Raw genomic sequence first — 20,326 nt, forward strand, 5'->3', positions numbered from 1 at the left:
GAGACAGCATGCCGGTACTGGCACAGGTCACCGCCGGTGACCCGAACCTCGAACTGATCCTCAAGGTCCTGCCCGCCCTGGTCGTCGTCCTGCTGGCCGCGGCGGTATGCGGCCGGCTGGCGCTCATGATGATGCAACCGCGCGTCCTCGGCGAGATGGTCGCCGGCGTCCTGCTCGGCCCGACGCTGTTCGGCGCGTTGTTCCCCGAGGCCCAGGCAGCCGTGTTTCCCGCCGACGTCAGGCCGGTCCTGTACGTGTTGAGCACCATCGGGCTGACGCTGTACATGTTCCTGGTGGGGGCGGGACTGGGGCACGGCGCGGAGGCGCCCGGCCAGGGCCGCCGGGCGGCGACCCTGGCGGTCGCCGGCATCGTCCCCGCCCTCACCCTCGGCTTCTGCGTCGGCCTGCTCCTGTGGGACATGCTCTCGCGTCCCGACGTCAGCCGGTGGGAGTTCGCCCTGTTCCTCGGGGGAGCGCTGTCGCTGACCGCGTTCCCCATGCTGGCCAGGATCCTGTACGAGCGTGGGCTGGAGAACTCCCCCCTCGGAAGGCTGACCCTGGTGGCGGCCTCCATCGACGACGCCCTCGCCTGGTGCCTCCTCGCCGTGCTGTCGGCGATCCGCCTCAACGCGGGTCCCGGCGACGCGGTGCGCACCATCGTCCTGGCGGCGCTGTTCGCGGTGGTCATGCTGAAGGTGGTCGCGCCGCTGCTGCGGCCCCTGGGCGAGAGCGTCGCGCGGACCGGGCGGATCGGCCCCGGCGCCATGTACGTCGTCGTCCTCGTCCCGCTCACCGCGGGCTGGCTCACCGACTGGATCGGGGTCTACGCGGTCTTCGGCGGTTTTGTCGCCGGGCTGGCGATGCCCCGCGACCCGGCGTTCCGCCGGGCGCTGCACGAGCGCATGATGGACGTCGTCTCGACGCTGCTGCTACCGATCTTCTTCGCCTTCTCCGGGCTGAACACCCATCTCGACGGCATCACCGGCGGCCCCATGCTGCTGGCGTTCGCCGCGATCCTCGCCGCGGGTTTCTGCGGGAAGTACCTCGGCTGCTCGTTGTCGATGAGGGCCCTGGGATTCGGCTGGCGCGAGTCCTGCGCGGTGGGGGCGCTCATGAACGCGCGAGGGTTGATGATCCTCATCTTCATCAACATCGGCCTGGCGCAGGGCATGATCACGCAGGAGCTCTTCGCCATCCTCGTGCTGGTGGCCGTCATCACCACCGCGGGGGCCCTGCCGCCGTACAAACTGGCGCTGCCGGAGCGCCACGAGCGCGCGCACGGATCCGGGCCCGCGCGCTCCTCGGAGGAACGGCTCGAGAGATCTCTTTCCTCGTGACGCCCGAACACCGTGGATACGTCGCACGCCGTGAATGCAGGATGAATATCGTCTTGTGATCGCCCGACTACTTTTGGGCATAACTATGTAATTTTCAATTATTGTGGAAACGCTGGAAATTCGCTGGGAGGAATGTCACGGTTGCTTGGTGGCTGCGACATCGGCGATATCCAGCCCGCCCGCTCGTCGGCTGCTCCTCGTCGAGGACGACCGCGAGCTCGGGTACATGCTGGTCGGATTGTTCACCGAGCAGGGATACACGGTCGACCTGGCCTTGGAGGGACAGCGCGGCCTGCACCTGGGCCTGAGCCGCTCGTACGATGTGATGATCGTCGACCGGGGCCTCCCGGCGGTCGACGGCATCGAGTTGCTGACCCGGCTGCGCCGGCGGGCCGTCACCGTGCCGGTGCTCGTGCTGAGCGCCTTCGGCACGGTCGCCGACCGGGTCACCGGGCTCGACGCGGGCGCCGAGGACTATCTGGTCAAACCATTCGAGATCGAGGAGTTGCTGGCGAGAGTGCGGGCGCTGCACCGCAGGAACCTCGACCACGCCGGGCTGCTGCCGCTCGGCGCGGGCTGGCTGGATCCCGAGTCCCACATCGTGGGACTGCCGACCGGCGAACAGGTGACGCTGTCGAGGCAGGAGTGCCGGCTGCTGCGCGCGTTGGCGACCCGTCCGCGACAGGTGCACACGCGCGCCTCGCTGCGCCAGCGTGTCTTCGACGGCGCCCAGACGGAGTCGATCGTGGACACCTATGTCTACTACCTGCGCAACAAGCTGGGGGCGGACGTCGTACGCACCGTGCGAGGTGTGGGATACCGCCTGGGCGGGCTGTGAGGAGGCGTCCGCCCCACGAGCCGGAGCGATACCTGCTGGCCCGTGCTCGCCGCCGGATCACCGCGCAGGTGGCGGGTGCGATCTCCGTGATGCTCGTGCTCGTCGGAGGGCTGGTGTACTGCGTCATCGTGAGTGACCAGGATGTCTCCGCGCGGCGTGATCTGGCCGTCGCGGCCCAGCGCGTGCTCCTGTCGCGGCCCCCGCCCTGCGTCTGGCTGTTCGAACTGCGGGGCGGCACCGTACTGAGCTCTCCTGGGGCACCGGCGGTGCTGCCGGTGCGTGCCGCGCTGCGCCAGGTCGCGGCCGGACGCGAACCCCAGGTCACCCAGGTCGAGATCGCCGGGCAGTCCTATCTCGTACGCACCCAGCGGCGTGGTGACGTGGCGGTCCAGGCGGCGATGAACCTTCGCTACCAGGCCGCGGAACGGCACCGGCTGTTGCGCACGCTCGCCGTCGCGGAGATCACCGGCCTGCTGGCCGCGCTGATGATCGGCCAGGTCGTCGCCCGAGGGGCGATCGCGCCGCTGGGTGAGGCCCTGGCCCGCCGGCGCCGGTTCGCCGCGGACGTCAGCCACGAGCTGCGCACCCCGCTGACCCGCCTGCACATCCGCGCCCAGATCGTCGCCCGGCGGTTACGGCGGGAGACCGACCCGCTTCGCGCCGCGGCCGAGGTCGACCAGCTGGTGAACGGCACCCGGCAACTGGGCGACGTGGTCGAGGATCTGCTGCTGTCGGCCCAGGCCGGGCAGCTTCGCCGGCCGTTCGGCCCGGTCGACCTCGCCGCGCTGGCCGAGGAGCTCGTCCTGGCCGAGGCGCCCCGTGCCGCGGCGCACGGCGTGACGATCGAGGTATGGCGTCAAGGGCCGGACGGCCATGTCGTGCGCGGGGCGGAGTCCGCGCTGCGCAGGGTGATCTCCGCGCTCCTCGACAACGCGCTCACCCACACCCGTGTGGGCGGCCACATCTGGGTGGTCCTCTACAGCGGCCCGGAGACGGTCCGGCTCGACGTCCGCGACGACGGCGTGGGCCTCGACCCGCGCGACGCCGAACGTTTCTTCACCCGGTTCGTCGGCGGGTCCCGCAGCGGGGGGCTGGGTCTCGGTCTCGCCCTCGTCCGCGAGGTGGTGGACGGCCACGGCGGGACCGTCACCGCGGACGGTCGCCCGGGAGCCGGGGCGGTGTTCACCGTCCGGCTCCCCGCGGACCTCATACCAGCTGACAAGAGGGTGGGGCTGAGGGCCGGGGCACGTCGCGCGGAGGCGATGTGAGGAGCCCGGGTGGCCGCCGTCACAGAGCAACCACCGCCGGGTGCTCGCCGGCCTCGGTCATCACCGGCCGAACGGAGCGGTCGAAGAAGTCCGCGAACGCGTCGTCGAACGGCCGGTCACGGTGGTAGAGCGTCGCGACGACGATCGACGCGGGCGGTGCGCCGTCGCCGGCCGGTGGCTGTACGGACGCCGGAGCTGGAAAGCCACCGTGTGCCCGTGTCGCGGCCGCCCACCCGAACACGACCTGCGCACCATCATGGACGCGATCGTCTACGTTGACCGCACCGGTCGAGCCAGGTGAGGAATGTCGTCGCGTACTTGATCTGATCGGCCGCGTTGCGGCGAATGCTCGGCGTTATGTTGCTCCATTCGGCGCGGTCCCGAAGGGCGGGAAGGACCCGCCAGGTCGCAAACAGGCGGATCGTCTTGACGTGCTCAGGGTTGGTAATGCCGGCCAGGTGGCCGAGTAACCAGCGCTGGAAAGAACAGATGTATTTGTCTGCGGCGGGCAGGACACCGCTGGCCATACAAGGCGCCGACCCGTGTCTCCTTCCTCATGCCGGGCGTCGTGCAGCCGGGCGTCTCCGAGCCCTGCCGCCGCGAGTAGAACTTTCCATTGGTGGTAGTCGGTGTTCGGATTGAGCGGCTCGCCCGTCGCGGTCGCGAACACCCATCCCCCGTCTTCCCAAAGCTGCCGGGCGTTCGCCCGGTCCGCTTCCCGTTCCTCGCGATGCCTGCGCGGCAGGGTCACGAGCCGGCTGGGCAGGCCGATGCTGCGCCATCCGGCCCTGAATCTGGTATCCGCGGTTTCCTGGTTGCTCCGCTTGCGCTCCGAGCACTCTCGATTGACCACGGCGGCGCTGCGGGGTCTGCTACATGCTCGCTGCAAGGGCGGGCCGAGTGACCTACAAGTGCGACCGGGCACGATCGGCGGCGGAAATTCCCTGGCCGTGCCCGGAGGGCACGGCCATAGTCATGGAGTCACTCCCTTGCACTGGTTATTCAGTCGTGCCTGCGCTCCGCTGATCGCACCTCCTCTGATCGCCGTGGTGACCGGCTTGGCCACCGTGGTGGCCGGCTCCCTCGCCATGCCCTTGCCCGCGCTGGCCGCGTCCGGCTCGGCACCGTCTCCGGACGCGAAACCAGCGGCCGCGGAGCCCGAAGTCGAGCTCATCCACCTGGTCGACCTTCAGAGCTCCTCGGGCCTACTTCGCAAGTTGAACAACAGGGGGCAGGTCATTGGGACGCTCCCGAACCCTGCTTCCCCCAGCGGGAAAAATCCCAAAGCTGTGCTGTTTGCTCGTGAATCCGTCACGGATCTTCACGCGAGCCTCGGCGGCGACTTCCACGTGAGCGATCCCAGGGACATCAACAACCACGGCGCCGTGCTTGTCGGTACTGACGACACGAGCAGCTTCCTCGTCAAAGATGGCAAAGCGACTCGCCTAAACTTTCCGGCAACGGCTATCAACGACAGCGGTCAAATCGCGGGCCCTGGCGGGGTACACGATCCCGACGGTTCTGTATTGAAGCTCCAAGCGTTCAAGGGTCAGTACTTGGAGCCTACCGCGCTGGCCAATGACGGTACGGTCGTCGGTTTCGCCGACATAGACCCTGGTCCGCTCATCGGTTTTTCCGCCTTCCGGACCAAGCCCGGCGAGCCCCTCGTCATGAGCCGAGACCGTCTGACGTTCGGCACTGCCAAAACCCAGGCCACCGACGTCAATGACCATGGCCAGGTCGCCGGCTACGTGGACAACCCGGGGAACACCAATGATATCCCCATCATCTGGGATAGGAGTGGCACACCCCAGGAACAGGGCACCACCCCTTCCGGGGAGAGGGTGTACGGCAAGGTGGCTGCGATCAACAACTCCGGCATCGGCGTGGGAGTGATGTATGACGCTAATGACGCGCCACAAGCCGCTATGTATTTGCCGGGTGAGGCAATCAACCTGAGCACCCTGGTGCGGGCGGAGGGCTGGGACGTGAACCTCAGCCGTGCCACCGGCATCAACGACCACGGCCAGATCGCCGTTATCGGCCGCTACCCCGCCGACGAGAACGATCACGCCTTCCTGCTCGACCTGGGTTTCGCCGAACCCGAGATCCGCTCGATCGACTTGTTGACGCAGCTTCCCCCTTCCACGGCATGGGTCCCGGTGCCGGAGGGAGGGGTATACGAGGGCAACAGGATCCGCGTCAACCTCCAGGCCAGCAACCCCGGTGACCTGCCTCAGCGTAGGACGCTACAGGTGATCGAGGAAGGGACCGGTAAACCCCTGCCGGGTGGGACGTTCAATCTGACCATCCAACCCGGCGAGACGGTCGAGCGGTCATTTATCTGGGATACCAAGGGCTACTCCTGGCTTGATCACAGGCCGCGCTCGAATCGCTCCTTGAGCGCCCGGCTCTTCAGCGGCAACACATATATCGCCACTGTGGACAAAGAATTGAAGCGGCCGGTCACGGTCAAGCCGATGCCTCTGGTTCTGGTTCACGGCTTCAGAAGCACAGCGGATCGATGGGACGCGTTCGAAGCGATCGCGAAGGGCGAAAACCCGCTGCAGGAGGTATACCGGGTCAACACCATGAACACTGGCGATCCGGATGACCGGACAAAGCCAACCAAACCCATGCTGGAGAACTCCTCCGCGCTGCACCATTTTGTTCAGGGCCTGCGTGAAGAAAAGGGCTTCGACAAGGTCGTGGTGGTCGCCCATTCCATGGGCGGAAACATAGTCAAATACTATATGTCTCACTTTATGCCGATCGGGCTGGACCGCAAGCCCGTGGTGCATCGCGTTCTGCAGATGGGCACTCCCAACACGGGATCTAAATGCGCGGACTTGGCGGCCAGGGCCTCAACGGCCCTTAATTGGTGGGCGCCGGCGTTGCGTGAGAACACCAGCGCCTTCGTGGGGGGGTTGAACCGCATGTTAGAAAAGGACGGCTATTCACATGGCAACTTCAGGGGTGTGCGGATCTCCAACCTGGTCGGTGTGGGCCGAAAACTGGTGTGCTCCCTCTCCCCGGCTCCGGTTCACTACTTCGAAGACAGCAGTGACGGAGTCGTTGAAACCCTTAGTGCCCGCTGGAAAACCGATAGTGGCTGGAACTTGCGGGACATTGTGCTCACCAAAAGCGAACACACCGCGATGACCGAGAAGACTTCGGATTACCGCAACTACATCGCGCCGCGACTTTCGGCTGACTCTTCCACCAGCCCCGAGTACGAGGGGCCCTCACCGGTCGCGCCTGAATCGGCGCCGGAAAAGCAGCCGGCCGGTGAAGCGAGTGGGCCGGGTAAGTCCGGTGTGAGCGCCGAGACCGCGGCCGAGGCTGAGGCTGTGACTGATTCGGTGTTCGCGTTTCCTTCGGCGACGGTGGGTGCGGGCGCGACGGTGACCGTGCCGGTGGAGGTGCCGCAGGGTGCGGCGTTCGGCGCCGTGACGGCGCTGCCGTCGACGGTGGGGATGCTGCTGCGTGACCCGTCGGGTGCTGTGGCCGCTTCCTACGCCCCGGGCAGTGACGCAGCCAAGGAGCCGTTCCAGGGACTGCGTGTGGACAACCCGCAGACGGGGGTGTGGAAGCTGGAGATCACCAACGCCGGGTCCGGGCCGGTCGAGGCTCTTGCGAGCGCGTGGGTCGCGGGCAACCCGCTGACCGTGACGGCCAAGTCCGAGCAGTCGTCGGCGGATGGCAGGGTGACGGTGTCGGCCACGGTGACCGATGCCGGTCGGCCGGTTACCGGGGCGCAGGTGCGGGCCACCGTGACCGGTGACGACGGCGTTGCGCGCGAGCTGACCCTGAACGACGATGGCGCCGGCGAGGCCGGTGACGGTGTGTACGGCGCCACCAGCGAGGCGCTGGCCGATGGCTTCTACATCGTCACGGTCACGGCCGATACCGCTCAGGGCATGCGGGTCACGGGTGCCGACATCACGGTCGAGCAAATCGACACCCGTGAGTTCGCGTTGACGTTGTCGGCCGGGCCGGGGGGTTCGGTGGCGGCATCGCCGGCGCGGGAGGTCTACCGGGCCGGCAGCACGGTGAAGGTGATCGCGACGCCGGAGGCCGGGCGTGTCCCGATCGGCTGGACGGTCGACGGCAAGGAGCGAGGCCCGGGTCCGCTGACGCTGACCATGAACGAGGCGCACACGGTGGAGGCGCGGTTCGGCACCTACACGGTGACCGAGATCGGCGCGCTGCCCGGCGGGGACGCCTCGAAAACCGTGGTGCACACGCTGAACGATCGCGGTCAGGTCGCGGCCACGGTGACCGGCCAGGACGGCAAGGCGCACGCGGTGCGCTGGCAGGACGGGACCATCACCGAGCTGGGCGGCCTGGCCTGCACCGACGGCGAGACCAAGTGCGAGACCGGCGCATACGGCATCAACGAGGCCGGGGAGGTGGCCGGCTCTGCTGTGGCGTCGGTGAACGGCGGCAACTCCCAGCACGCCGTCATCTGGCGCAACGACGGTTCGGTCACCGATCTGCACGCGGGCAACAGCTCGGCGAACCTGTGGGGCAACGCTTTTGCGGTGAACGACAACGGTCAGGTGCTCGGGGAGATGGCTGGGCCCAGGTACGTGATGTGGGATCGGGGGGCCGCGGTTGCGATGCCCGCCGACTACGACCCGGGTTGGAGCGGCTACCACAACGAGTGGAACCAGTTCCGGTACTCGCGGATCAACAATCACGGCGCGGTCACGGGCGGCTACGAGCTGGGCGGCCGGGACGGCAACGGTCTTCCCCGGGACACGGGTCCGGCGGTCTACGCCGATGGGGTGCTCACCAAACTGGCGGGCACGGTCGAGGGCTGCGCCCGAACGGCCGGCCAAACCTCCGACCTCAACAACACCGGCCTGGTGGTCGGCACTCTGCGGTGCGGCCGCTACGAGAACACAACGACCAAGCGCGCCTATGTGTGGAAGGACGGCAAGCCGACCGATCTGGGGGCGGGTGAGGCGACCGCGGTCAACGACAACGAGCTGATCGTCGGTTCCGAGCCGGGATCATATCTCAACGTGTATAAGCCGCCGGTGATGTGGGTGGACGGCACCAAACACCCACTGGCCGATGCGCTGTCTCGGCCGTGGTGCCCGGAGGACTTCGCGAAGACGACCCAGCCGTGCGTGGGTATAGGGCACGTGCTGGACGTCAACATCTCGGGCCAGATCCTGGTGAAGGGTTTCCTGCGTGACCGCGCGCCGGACCGCGACGGCTTCATCCAGCAGGACCGGGCGCTGCTGCTGAGCCCGACCACGGCGCGGGCTGATCTGGCGGTCACCACAGAGGTGTCGGCGAGTGAGCCGGGGCCGGGTTCGACGGTGACCTGGACGGCCACGGTGACCAACAAGGGCGACGACGCGGCCACCGATGTGCGGCTGGACGTGTTCATCCCTCAGAGCGTCACCGGGGCGACCTGTGACACCTGGCGGGGCCAGTGCGCGCCGATCAAGGGCGGGTTCCGCAACACGGTCAAGGTGTTGGAGCCGGGCTGGAGCGCCACGGTGGAGGTGAGTGCGACCGTGCCGGCCGGCACCGCCGGCGGCACCGAGCTGAAGGCCTCGGCGCACGGCTACAGCGTGGCGGTGACCGATCCCAAACCGGCCAACAACACCGCCTCGGCCACCGCGACGGTTCGTCCGCTGTTGAGTACCACCGGGATCGTCTGGCCGGAGCCGGTGCAGGTCGGTCAGGTCAGCTACGCGAGTACGGTGACGTTGACCAACCGGCTCAACGCGCCGATCCCGTTGAGAGTGATCGCGGTCAGTGGGACGTTCACCCAGGCCAACGACTGCCCCGTCGAACTCGCCGTGGGGAAGGTGTGCACGGTCCAGGTCAGATTCGCTCCCACCGTGGAAGGCCCGGCCGGCGGTGCGCTGACGTTCACCACCGCCGACGGCGCCGAGCCGGCGTTCACCGTGCCGTTGACGGGTCAGGGCGCCAAAGCCGGCGGCACACCGGTCGTGCAGGTGCCGGCCGCGCCGGTGCGGGGCACGGTGGGCAAGCCGTTCACCCTGAAGATCCCCTTCACCGACGGCGACGCCGGTGACACCCACACCGCGAAAGTGGCCTGGGGAGACGGGCCCCCGGTGGAGGCCGAGGTGACCCAGCGGCCCGGTGGCGGCACCCTCGAAGTGACCCGCACGTTCACCGCCCCGCGCACCGGCACCGCGCTGGTGATGGTCTACGACAGCGGCGGCGCCCTCGGGACGGCCGCCGTGCCGTATGTCATCGAGGAGGCGGCGGCGAACACCGCTCCGGTGCTGGACGCCGGAGGCGACGTCGAGCTGAGCGTCGGGGAGAGGCTGCGGCGCGTCGTGACCTTCACCGACCCCGATTCCACCTCCTGGACCGCGAGCGTGGACTACGGCGACGGGGCCGGCCCTCGGCCGGTCACCCCTGACACGGCCAGGCAGATCACGCTGGAGCACCAGTGGGCCACTGCGGGGACGTATCCGGTCACCGTGACGGTCAAGGACGACGGTGGTCTGGAGGCCACCGCCACCTTCACCGCCACCGTGGTATCCGCCGACACCCCCAACCAGGCCCCGGTCGTGACACTGGAGACGCATTTCGACACCATCGAGACCGGAACCGGCTGGGTCGGCATCGGTTCCTTCACCGACCCCGACTCCACCTCCTGGACCTACACCGCCGACTACGGGGACGGGGCCGGCCCACAACCGCTGTCCCTGACCGCGGGGCAGTTGAAGCTCCAGCACGTGTATGCCTCGGCCGGTGACCACACCGTCGTGCTCGCGATCACCGACGACAAGGGCGCCACGGGCACCGCCCGGCTCACCGTCCATGTCACCAACGCCGCCCCCGAGGTGACCCTGACCGCGCCGGCGGTGGCCAAGGTCGTGCCGGTGGGCAAGGCGGTGGCGCTCAGCGCCACCTTCACCGATGCGGGCAGCACCGACACTCACACCGCCACCTGGAGCATCGGCGGCAAGCCGGTGCCCGGAGCGGTGACCGGACACCGCGGCAAGGGCACCGTCACCGGGTGGCACACCTTCACCGAGGCCGGGCTGTACCCGATCGCGGTGACCGTCACCGACAACCACCACGCCACCACCACCGCCACCACCGGCGGCGGTGGCAAGCAGGCCTACGTACTGGTCTACGACCCGGCCGACACACTGGTCGGCGCCGGACAGAGCACCACCCCCGCCGGGGCGTGCACGCTGAACACCAAGTGCGCCCCGCGGGGCAAGGCGACCCTGGACGTCACCGCCGGCTACCACGGCAAGGACACCACCCCCACCGGGGAACTGCGTTACACCGCCCCCGGGTTCGACCTGCGTGATACCTCCCCCGCGGTGCTGGCCGCCGCCGGCGGCACCGCGATCCTGCGTGGCACCGGGAAGGTCAACAAGACCATCGAGGTCAACTACGAGATCACCACGATCGATTCCGGCCAGGCGGCCGACGGCACCGACCGGCTGGCGGTCCGGGTCTGGACAAAGAAGAACGGAGAACTGATCTACGACACCAGTGCCTCACCGGTACCGGTGACCGGCGTCATCCGCGTCAGCGGCTGACCTGACCCATCACACGTCCGCGGGCCGCAGTCACCCTGGTCGCGGCCCGCGGACACCCGGCTCACCCGCCGGTCACCGGCAGCCGCTTGAGCAGGCACGGAAACGGGGCGCAGATCCCGCCCGTTCCCCGAACGGGCGGGATCTGTCGTACGTGTGGTGAATCGGCGCCTGCGGCGGCGATGGGCGTGGGTGCCGTCATGAGAGGGTCCTTGGCCACCGCGTAGCCGCCGGGCAGGGCGAACATGCGGGCGGTCCCGCGCGGGAACGCACTCGCGTCGGCGTCTGCCTCGCGTTGGCACACACCGCACGACCGGCCTTCGACAAGTTCGCTGCAATCGCAGGCCAAGCGACCTACAAGCGCGACCGATCATCATCTCGTGATCGATCTCACGTTCGGGGGTTAACACCTGACGGAGGGTGCCTACGTCGTGTTAATGCATGACATGCGCGCTGGCACCGCACACGGGCAGGAGCGAGTCACTTCGCAGGAGATGACGGCACCCACACCCGACCCGGAGATGGCGCGCATGCCCGGCCCGCAGATCCATGGGCCCGCACTCAGGAGACCCCGACTCCGGCATCACCAGACATTTCCATCCCGTGCGGATGCATGGACCCCATTCAGGAGAAGATCTTCATTGAACTTGTTACGCAGCCGCGCCTTTGTGCGGCGGGTAGCATTTTCCCTGCTCGCCGTGGTGGTCGGCTCCCTGTTCGCGCCGACACCGACGATGGCGGCGGCACAGCCGGAGCGACAGGCAGGCGTTGCAGCGGCAGCCGCGCCCACGCTTACCGATCTCGGTAGCACCAATATGGGCCTCGACTCGTTTCGCTACGCCGGAGGGATCAACAAACACGGCCAGGTCGCGGCCCAGATCGCGGACACCCTTAACTCGAACCGTAGAGCCGTGCTGCTCGCCCCTGGGCGACCCGCCAAAAGGTTCCACGAGAGCCTGGGGCTTGGGGAGAATGGCCACAGCTACGCGGTAGACGTCAACGATCGCGGCGACGTGGTCGGCGGTTATGGTTCAGGAAAGCCCTTTGCCGTCCACGGCGACGTGGTGACCAAGCCGAATCTCCCGGGCGCCGCGGTGGCCATCAACAACGTAGGGCAGATCCTGGGAGGGGACTGGGTATACGAACCCCTCGCCGCTGAGACGCTGAAGCTTGCTCCAGCCGGCGTGTCCGTCGCGACCATGGCCAGTTCGCTGAACATTTACGGTCGGGTGGTCGGTGTCATCGACGCAGACCCTGATCCGAAGGTGACCAGACCCACCGCGTTCCGGACCAGAGCCGATGAGCCCGTCAACCTGAAACGAGATCTTCTTCGGTACACGGGCGACACCCACGCCTACGACATCAACGACAGCGGCCAGGTGGCCGGTTATGGGAAGGATCTTGACGGCGTGGGCTACGTCCCCCTGATCTGGGAGGAGGACGGCCAGCCCTTGCGGATGGACACCCCGCTCGGCGGCCAGGTGCTGGCGATCAACGAAGCCGGCCTCGGGGCGGGCTGGATGTGGCACAAAGCCCCCTCCGACGCATCCGCTCACCAGCGGGCCGCGCTGTATGCGAACGGTCAGGGGATCGACCTGAACACCATGCTTCCGGAGAACACCTCCTTCACCTTGACCCAGGCTACCGGCATCAACGAGCGCGGCGAGATCGCCGGCCTCATGCTGAACAATGTCAGCCGACTGTTCCACGTCTTTGTACTCGATCTGAAAATCGCCTCGCCCAAGATCGAATCGATGACGCTTGAGACGCGGCTGTACCCCTCTGAGGCGTGGGTACCGGTGCCGGAGAGCGGCACGGTCGATGGCAACGAGGTCCGCGTCACCGTCACCATCACCAACCCGAGCAACTACCCCGCGCGGGTGGACTGCGCGCTGCGAGAGAAGGTGTCTGAAGACTGGGTGTCCAGCTGCGGGGGCGACCTCACCTTCGCCCCCCACGAGACCGTCACCAAGCGAGTGGTCTGGGACACAACTGGTTTCGCCTGGCACGAGGGGAAAGGGCGGTCGGAACGAGCCTTGTCCGCAGAACTCCGTGTCAGCCACACCCAAAACTACGTAGACGCCACCCTGGCCGCACCGATAACCATTCAGCCGAAGCCCGTGGTGCTGGTGCACGGTTACAGGAGCAACAGGGAAACGGCGTGGAATGGCTACACGTCTGTTTTGGCGTCAGCGCACCCGCTGCTGAGTGGATACCCCGTCGATACGCTCAACACCGGTGATCCGAAGGATCCGTCCAAGCCCACTTTCACCATCGAGCGGAACGCCAAGGAGTTGGGGGACTACATCGACGAGGTGCGCGAAGTGGACGGTGCGTTCCAGGTCGATATCGTCGCCCACGACTCGGGCGGTGTGATCGCCCGGCACTACATCCAAGCCGAGATGCCAAGCAAGCCGGCGGTGAGCCGGATGCTGCAGATGGGCACCCCGAACAGGGGAACTCCCTGTGCGGACATGCTCTTGGCCGGGACGATCGGGATGGGCGGCTCTCCCCCCGCCATGCCGGCCACCAAGCACAGCACCGTGGCCTACATGGACGGTGTCTTCAACAAGAACATCACCAACCTCAAGGGTGTGAAGGTATCCAGCCTTGTCGGTGTGGGGCACGGCGTCTCCTGCCTCGACCCGGCAGGCGGCGTAGCCGGGGACGGAATGGTTCCGAAGTCGAGCGCGCGGTACGTGTACACCGACACCCCTTTCACCCGTACGCATCACGACGCGATGACCCATTCGGCGGCGGATTTCCTGTCTTATGTCCAGCCGCGGCTGGCCTCGGTGCTGGCCGGCGCCGACAACCCCGATGGTGCGCAGTTCGCGCCCGGCAAGGGTGTCGCCCCGGCGTCCGGTCGGGAGGACGTTGCCGTGACCTCCGGGGAGGCAAGCCCGGCCGATGGTGACGGCGGCGCCGCAACCGGTGGTGCTTCGGCGTTCGCCGCGTTGTCGAGCATGCTGGAGCCGGGGCAGACGGTGAGTGTGCCGGTGGAGGTTCCGCAGGGCACGGCGTTCGGGGTGACCGGGGCGTTGCCGTCGACCGTCGGATTGGTGTTGCGGGATCCGGCCGGGAAGCCGGCCGCGCAGTATGCGGCGGGCGGTGATGAGGCCAAGCAGCCGATCCAGGGGTTGAGTGTGGCCAAGCCACAGGCCGGGGCGTGGAAGCTGGAGATCACCAACTCGGCGGCCGAGGCCGTCAAGGCCGACCTGGTCGCCTGGGTGGCCGGAAACGCGGTGACGGTGGCGACCACGGCCGAGCAGCCGGCCGACGATGGCCGGGTGGTGGTGACGGGCACCGTCACCGATGGCAGTGAACCGGTGACCGGGGTGCCGGTGCGGGCGATCCTGCTCGGGACCGACGGCACGCGCCATGAGGTGGCGTTGACCGATGATGGCGGCAGTGGTGACGGCGCGGCCGGCGACGGTGTGTACGGTGCCACCTCTGAGCCGTTGGCCGATGGGGTGTATTCGGTCGTGGTGAAGGCCGACACCGCCAAGGGGGTGCGGGCCGCGCTTGATGCGGTCGAGGTCAAGAGGCCTGATACGCGGGAGTTCGAGCTGACGTTGTCGGCGCAGCCGGGTGGTTCGGTGTCGGCGTCGCCGGCGCAGGATGTCTATCGTGTGGGGTCAGCGGTGACGCTGACCGCGGCTCCTGAGGCGGGGCGTGTCCCGATCGGGTGGACGGTGGATGGTCAGGAGCGGCCGGCTGGGAAGCTGACGTTGGTGATGGACGGTCCGCACACGGTGGTGGCGCGGTTCGGTTCCTACACGGTGACCGAGCTGGATGGCACCGGTGGCGAGGACGCGGGGAGAATCCACGCGGTTGCGGTGAACGATCGTGGTCAGGTCGCGGCCACGGTGGTGCAGGACAACGGTAGGCATCGTGCGGTGCGCTGGCAGGCGGGTGAGTCCGCCGACCTGGGTGGTTTGCCGTGCACCGAAAGCTCTACAGGTCCCCATGAAGACTGCGACGCGGATGCCACGGGGATCAACGAGGCCGGAGATGTCTCGGGTTACGCGATCACCTCGGCGGAGTCCGGGAACGTGCAGCGCCCTGTGCTGTTCGGCCGGGATGGCTCGGTCACCGATCTGCAGAAGTCCGGCACGGGCGGCTTCGCATTCGATGTGAACGACAACGGTCAGGTGTTCGGCGCCGTTGACGGCAGATACGTGATGTGGGATCGGGGGACCGTGGTCGGGTTGCCGGCCACCCCGCCGTTTCACAAGTATGGAAGCACGTTCGGCGGAATCGCGGGCGATGTGGGGACGCGGATCAACGCCCAGGGAGCTGTGGCCGGCGCTTATGTGACCGACCGGGGAGTGGACGGCACGCCCACTTCCTGGAGCCCGGCGGTCTATCAGGACGGGGTGACCACCAAGCTCGCGATACCTGCGGATTGTCCGAACAAGAGCGGTGGTGTGTATGCGGTCAACACCGCGGGTGTGGCGGTCGGTGAGCTGAAGTGCCCCATCCATGGCTCCTCCAACGCGTACGTGTGGAGGGACGGCAAGCCGGTCGATCTTGGTGTGGGTAAGGCGAGTGCGGTCAACGAGCATGGGCTCGTGGTCGGTCTCGCGCTCGACCCGGACGCCTCCACCCCCGTCAAGGAGATCTACGAGCCGGTGATATGGCTGGAGGACAAGAAGTACCCGCTGGCGGACCTGCTGCCCCGGCCGCTGTGCCCGAAGGAGCCGGCCGACACCAGGCTGCCGTGTATGGGCCTGAACTGGTTGCACGATGTGAATTCCTCGGGCCAGATCGTGGCGCAGGGATTCATTCGCGACAGGTCCTCCGCGGACGGTTCCTCCGACTTCGTCACCTCTCCCCGGTCGTTCCTGCTGAGCCCGACCACGGCGCGGGCTGATCTGGCGGTCACCACAGAGGTGTCGGCGAGTGAGCCGGGGCCGGGTTCGACGGTGACCTGGACGGCCACGGTGACCAACAAGGGCGACGACGCGGCCACCGATGTGCGGCTGGACGTGTTCACCCTTCCGGGCGTCACCGGCGCGGCCTGTGATACCTGGCGGGGCAAGTGCGCGCCGATCAAGGGCGGGTTCCGTAACACGGTCAAGGTCTTGGAGAAGGGCTGGAGCGCCACCGTCGAGGTGAGTGCGACCATTCCGGCCGGCACCGCCGACGGCACCGAGTTCAAGACCCACGCGATGGCGGACAGTCTGGCCGTGTCCGACCCCAAGATCGAAAATAATGGGGTGGAGGTCACCTCCACGGTTCGTCCGTTGTTGAGTACCACCGGGATCGTCTGGCCGGAGCCGGTGCAGGTCGGTCAGGTCAGCTACGCGAGTACGGTGACGTTGACCAACCGGCTCAACGCGCCGATCCCGTTGAGGGTGATCGCGGTCAGTGGGGCGTTCACCCAGGCCAACGACTGCCCCGTCGAACTCGCCGTGGGGAAGGTGTGCACGGTCCAGGTGAGGTTCGCTCCGACTGGTGAGGGTCCGGCCGGCGGTGCGCTGACGTTCACCACCGCTGAGGGCGCCGAGGCGGCGTTCACCGTGTCGTTGACGGGTCAGGGCGCCAAAGCCGGCGGCACACCGGTGCTCCAGGTGCCGGCCGCGCCGGTGCGGGGCACGGTGGGCAAGCCGTTCACCCTGAAGATCCCCTTCACCGACGGCGACGCCGGTGACACCCACACCGCGAAAGTGGCCTGGGGAGACGGGCCCCCGGTGGAGGCCGAGGTGACCCAGCGGCCCGGTGGCGGCACCATCGAGGTGACCCGCACCTTCACCGCCCCGCGCACCGGCACCGCGCTGGTGATGGTCACCGACAGCGGCGGCGCCCTCGGGACGGCCGGCGTGCCGTACCTCATCGAGGAGGCGGCGCCGAACACCGCCCCGGTGCTGGACGTCGGAGGCGACGTCGAGCTGACCGCAGGGGAGAGGCTGCGGCGCGTCGTGACCTTCACCGACCCTGATTCCACCTCCTGGAGCGCGAGCGTGGACTACGGCGACGGGGCCGGCCCCCGGCCGGTCACCCCTGACACGGCCAGGCAGATCACGCTGGAGCACCAGTGGGCCACTGCGGGGACGTATCCGGTCACGGTGACGGTCAAGGACGACGGTGGTCTGGAGGCCACCGCCACCTTCACCGCCACCGTGGTGACCGCCGACACCCCCAACCAGGCCCCGGTCGTGACGTTGGAGACGCATTTCGACACCGTCGAGGCGGGCAGCGGCTGGGTGGGGATGGGCTCGTTCGTCGATCCCGACTCCACCTCCTGGACCTACAGCGCCGACTACGGGGACGGGGCCGGGCCGCGGCCGCTGCCTTTGACCGCGGGGCAGTTGAAGCTCCAGCACGTGTATGCCTCGGCCGGTGACCACACGGTCGTGCTCGCGGTCACCGACGACAAGGGCGCCACGGGCACCGCCCGGCTCACCGTCCATATCACCAACGCCGCACCCGAGGTGTCCCTCACACAGCCGGTCACGGCCGTGGCGGTGGGCACCGAGGTCAGGCTGAACGCCTCGTTCACCGACCCCGGTGGCGCCGACGTCCACACCGCCGTGTGGACCATCGGCGGCACGCCGGTGCCCGCGGCCGTGGCCGAAAGCACCGGCCCCGCCAAGAACACAGCCAAGAACACAGCCAAGAACACGGGCAAGAACACGGGCACGGTCACCGGGTCGCACGTGTTCACCAAGGCCGGGCGATACCCGATCTCGGTCACGGTCACCGACGACAAGGGCGCGACCGGCACCGATGCCATCGATGGGCAGACGGCGTACGTGCTGGTCTACGACCCGGCCGGCTCGCTGGTCGGGGCCGGGCAGATGCTCTCGCCCGCCGGGGCGTGCACGCTCGGCGGCGAGTGCGCCAAGGAGGGCAAGGCGACCTTGGAGGCCACCGCCCGCTACCGCGGCAAGGACACCACTCCCGCAGGTGAGCTGCGCTACGACGCCCCGGGGTTCGATCTGCGAGGTGGCTCCCACACGGTGCTCGCAGCCTCCGGCGGCACCGCGATCCTGCGCGGTACCGGGAAGGTCAACAAGAGCGTCGAGGTCACCTACGAGATCACCGCGGTCGATTCCGGCAAGCCGGCCGATGGCACCGACCGGCTGCTGGTCAGGGTCTGGAAGAAGAACGGAGAACTCATCTACGACAACAGCGCCTCGCCCTCACCGGTGAGCGGCGTCATCCGCGTCAGCGGCTGACCTGACCCATCACACGTTCGCGGGCCTCGGTCATCCCGGCTGAGGCCCGCGGACACCCGGCTGACCCGCCGGCCACCCGTACGGAATCGAGAAGGTGCTCCTCGGCGCCCACCACCTCCCCGGAGGAGTAGACGAGCTCGACCATGGCAAGGTAGGTCCTGATACGCGTGTGATCGTCACCGATCTCGCACAACAACTCCACCGCCGCGTTCATGTCGCCCGCGACGCCCTCCGCGATGAGCTTGGCCTCTTGACAGTAGAGCTTGAAGTCCCCGCCGTGGAACTCGGGAAGTGTCTTCGCATACGCCTCGACAGTGGCAATCTCGCCGGGGTGCATGGTGCCGTCGACATAGCACGCCAGCATCATCGCGTGCACCGTGAGGGCCTTTTGTCACAGATCACCCGTGGCATCGGTGGTCACAACGATCAACTCTCCTTGGTCGCCATCATCAGAACTTGCGGGTAGGTGGCCACGGCGCGGACGGCGTGGTCCTCACGAGAGGCCTCAAACCCCTCGACCACCGTGCTGACCTCGTCATCACCGATGAGGTGAGGACTGGTCCTTTGGAACATCACCAGGGTGCTCGCGAGGAAGTCACCGAGGTCAGGATCCATTTCCACTGCCGCAGGTCGCTGACGGCCCGGCCGACGGGATGCGGTTCATCTCGATGACCGGTGGCGGAGGTCGGGAGGGACGAGGGTGACGTGCTCGCTGCTCGCCACGGGAGCTCGTGACCGCGTCCGAGGTAGGCCGGTCCCACGTCTCGCACCACGCCGTCGGCCATCGCGACGATCGAACGGCCCCCAACCGCGCTGGGGGCCGTTCGCCGCGTTCGAAGAACGGGAGATCAGACGCCGAACGCCGCCGGGTAGCGGATGACGCCGCTCGGGACCGGCCGTTCAGGGGCGAGGGCGAGCGCCATCATGTACTTGTCCTCGACGTCGAAGGGCGGGCGGATGCCGTACCCGGAGGCCGGGGTGAAGCCGAAGCGCGGGTAGTACTCGGCGTGGCCGAGCACGACCACCAGGTTCTCGCCCTGCTGGCGGGCGGCGTGCAAAGCGGCGTGGATGGCGGCGGAACCGGCGCCTTGCCGCTGATGTTCGGGCCTGACGGCGCACGGGCCCAGGGCGAGGGCGGGTGAGTCGCCGACGTGGCAGCGGGTGAGCAGCGCGTATCCGGTGAGGTCGCCGCCAGGGGCCTCGGCCAGCCAGGACAGGCCGGTGATCCACGCCTGCGGGTCGGCACGCAGGGCCTCGACGAGGTCGGCCTCGTGTGGGGTGGGGAAGGCGGCGAGGTTGATGTCGCGGATGGCGGCGACGTCGCCGGCGTTCTCGGGGCGGGTGGTCCAGGAAGAGCGCATGGTCGGGTTCGTTCCCTTCTGCGGGTGCAGGACGTAGCCGGTGTACTGGTAGTCCGCGCCGTGCTCGCGGCGCATGGTGATCTCGTGCAGGGTGGCCGCGACCGCTTCGCGCATCCCGGGTACGGCCAGGTCGGCCGTGTGGGCGCGTTGCGACAGCGGCGTGTAGTACTCCTCGAACCAGTCGCGGTCGGGGAGTGGATGCAGCGCGGTGACGGAGTAGCCCGCGGCGATGTTGCGCTCTTGGGTGCGCAGCGGATACACCTGGTCCCAGAACGCGCGGGCTTCGGCGGATGGGGAGTCGGTACTCCATTCACATTCGGTGACGACCAGCCGGCCACCCGGGGCGAGCAGCCGCCGCCAGGAGCGCGGCGCGGTGTCGAAGCCGATGATGTACGCGGATCCTTCGGCCCAGATCAGGTCGAGGCTCCCGTCCGCGAAGGGCAGGCCCGTCATCGAGAGGCCCGCTTCGTGATGTTCGGTGAAGGTTTGGTCGAGTGCGCCGGTCCACCCGTACCGGGACAGGCCGGATGGATCGGTGTATGTGTGTGGCAACGTGAGAGACCCTTGCGGAGAAGGGGCCCCGACGAGACGCGGACATCACCCTGCCCGGTGAGCCGGATGGCTCAAGGCCGGGGGAAGAAGTGGGTCAGACCGGGGCCCGGGACGTGAGGTTGGTCCGGGCGCTGCGCATGGCAGCGGTCTTCACCGCGGTCATCAAACCTCACCTCCCTCCCACGAAGATCCAATACCGAACGAACGGCAGCCTAGCACCCCGGCAGGGCCGG

11 protein-coding genes are annotated in these 20,326 nt (G+C 68.0%); 5 read left to right on the forward strand and 6 right to left on the reverse strand.

Annotated features, from left to right (window positions below; genetic code table 11):
• The first annotated feature begins 8 nt into the window (after window positions 1–8).
• The 3 genes from ACFQVD_RS07095 to ACFQVD_RS07105 all read left to right on the forward strand — a co-directional run bounded on the left by ACFQVD_RS07095 (window position 9) and on the right by ACFQVD_RS07105 (window position 3,443).
• Window positions 9–1,337, forward strand: a complete 1,329-nt coding sequence (locus tag ACFQVD_RS07095; protein WP_343977024.1) for a cation:proton antiporter — start codon at window positions 9–11, stop codon at window positions 1,335–1,337.
• 148 nt (window positions 1,338–1,485) lie between these two features.
• Complete coding sequence (locus tag ACFQVD_RS07100; RefSeq protein WP_343977021.1) at window positions 1,486–2,175, forward strand: response regulator transcription factor; 690 nt, start codon at window positions 1,486–1,488, stop codon at window positions 2,173–2,175.
• On the forward strand, window positions 2,172–3,443 hold the full coding sequence (locus tag ACFQVD_RS07105) for a sensor histidine kinase (RefSeq protein WP_343977018.1): 1,272 nt from the start codon (window positions 2,172–2,174) through the stop codon (window positions 3,441–3,443). The genes ACFQVD_RS07100 and ACFQVD_RS07105 overlap by 4 nt, the downstream gene beginning before the upstream one ends.
• Before the next feature lie 19 nt (window positions 3,444–3,462).
• Here the strand turns inward: ACFQVD_RS07105 and ACFQVD_RS07110 are convergent, their stop codons facing one another.
• Window positions 3,463–3,684 carry a hypothetical protein gene (locus ACFQVD_RS07110; RefSeq protein WP_343977015.1) on the reverse strand — a complete coding sequence of 74 codons (222 nt, stop codon included), beginning with the start codon at window positions 3,682–3,684 and terminating at the stop codon, window positions 3,463–3,465.
• Between the two features lie 13 nt (window positions 3,685–3,697).
• The gene (locus ACFQVD_RS07115; RefSeq protein ID WP_343977012.1) at window positions 3,698–3,970 is read right to left on the reverse strand and encodes a hypothetical protein; all 273 of its coding nucleotides are present in this window, start codon (window positions 3,968–3,970) and stop codon (window positions 3,698–3,700) included.
• A 540-nt stretch (window positions 3,971–4,510) separates the two neighbouring features.
• Here ACFQVD_RS07115 and ACFQVD_RS07120 point away from each other — a divergent pair.
• Window positions 4,511–10,999, forward strand: a complete 6,489-nt coding sequence (locus tag ACFQVD_RS07120; RefSeq protein ID WP_386274281.1) for an alpha/beta fold hydrolase — start codon at window positions 4,511–4,513, stop codon at window positions 10,997–10,999.
• Window positions 11,000–11,060: 61 nt separating this feature from the next.
• On the opposite strand, the gene ACFQVD_RS07125 is transcribed toward ACFQVD_RS07120, so the two are convergent.
• Window positions 11,061–11,243 (reverse strand): hypothetical protein, encoded by a 183-nt coding sequence (locus ACFQVD_RS07125; RefSeq protein WP_343977006.1) that lies wholly within the window; start codon window positions 11,241–11,243, stop codon window positions 11,061–11,063.
• A 1,018-nt stretch (window positions 11,244–12,261) separates the two neighbouring features.
• Between ACFQVD_RS07125 and ACFQVD_RS07130 the strand changes: the two genes are divergently transcribed.
• On the forward strand, window positions 12,262–18,180 hold the full coding sequence (locus tag ACFQVD_RS07130) for a PKD domain-containing protein (protein ID WP_343977003.1): 5,919 nt from the start codon (window positions 12,262–12,264) through the stop codon (window positions 18,178–18,180).
• Here ACFQVD_RS07130 and ACFQVD_RS07135 read toward each other — a convergent pair.
• From ACFQVD_RS07135 to ACFQVD_RS07145, 3 genes are all read right to left on the reverse strand, one after another.
• Window positions 18,170–18,556 carry a tellurite resistance TerB family protein gene (locus tag ACFQVD_RS07135; protein WP_343977000.1) on the reverse strand — a complete coding sequence of 129 codons (387 nt, stop codon included), beginning with the start codon at window positions 18,554–18,556 and terminating at the stop codon, window positions 18,170–18,172. The two genes, ACFQVD_RS07130 and ACFQVD_RS07135, sit on opposite strands and share 11 nt — an antisense overlap.
• Window positions 18,557–18,606: 50 nt before the next feature.
• Window positions 18,607–18,795: a hypothetical protein gene (locus ACFQVD_RS07140; protein ID WP_343976997.1), complete on the reverse strand. Its 189-nt coding sequence runs from the start codon at window positions 18,793–18,795 to the stop codon at window positions 18,607–18,609.
• Window positions 18,796–19,028: 233 nt separating this feature from the next.
• Window positions 19,029–19,541 (reverse strand): GNAT family N-acetyltransferase, encoded by a 513-nt coding sequence (locus ACFQVD_RS07145; RefSeq protein WP_343977067.1) that lies wholly within the window; start codon window positions 19,539–19,541, stop codon window positions 19,029–19,031.
• Window positions 19,542–20,326 lie beyond the last annotated feature (785 nt).

The organism is Streptosporangium amethystogenes subsp. fukuiense (assembly GCF_042665875.1).
In the GTDB taxonomy this organism is placed as follows: domain Bacteria; phylum Actinomycetota; class Actinomycetes; order Streptosporangiales; family Streptosporangiaceae; genus Streptosporangium; species Streptosporangium fukuiense.

What these genes read in the sequence shown, in the direction of transcription:
- ACFQVD_RS07095 (WP_343977024.1), top strand. Translation starts at nt 9, where the DNA reads ATGCCGGTACTGGCACAGGTCACCGCCGGTGACCCGAACCTCGAACTG.
- ACFQVD_RS07115 (WP_343977012.1), bottom strand. Translation starts at nt 3,970, where the DNA reads ATGGCCAGCGGTGTCCTGCCCGCCGCAGACAAATACATCTGTTCTTTC.
- ACFQVD_RS07125 (WP_343977006.1), bottom strand. Translation starts at nt 11,243, where the DNA reads ATGTTCGCCCTGCCCGGCGGCTACGCGGTGGCCAAGGACCCTCTCATG.
- ACFQVD_RS07140 (WP_343976997.1), bottom strand. Translation starts at nt 18,795, where the DNA reads ATGGATCCTGACCTCGGTGACTTCCTCGCGAGCACCCTGGTGATGTTC.
- ACFQVD_RS07145 (WP_343977067.1), bottom strand. Translation starts at nt 19,541, where the DNA reads ATGCGCTCTTCCTGGACCACCCGCCCCGAGAACGCCGGCGACGTCGCC.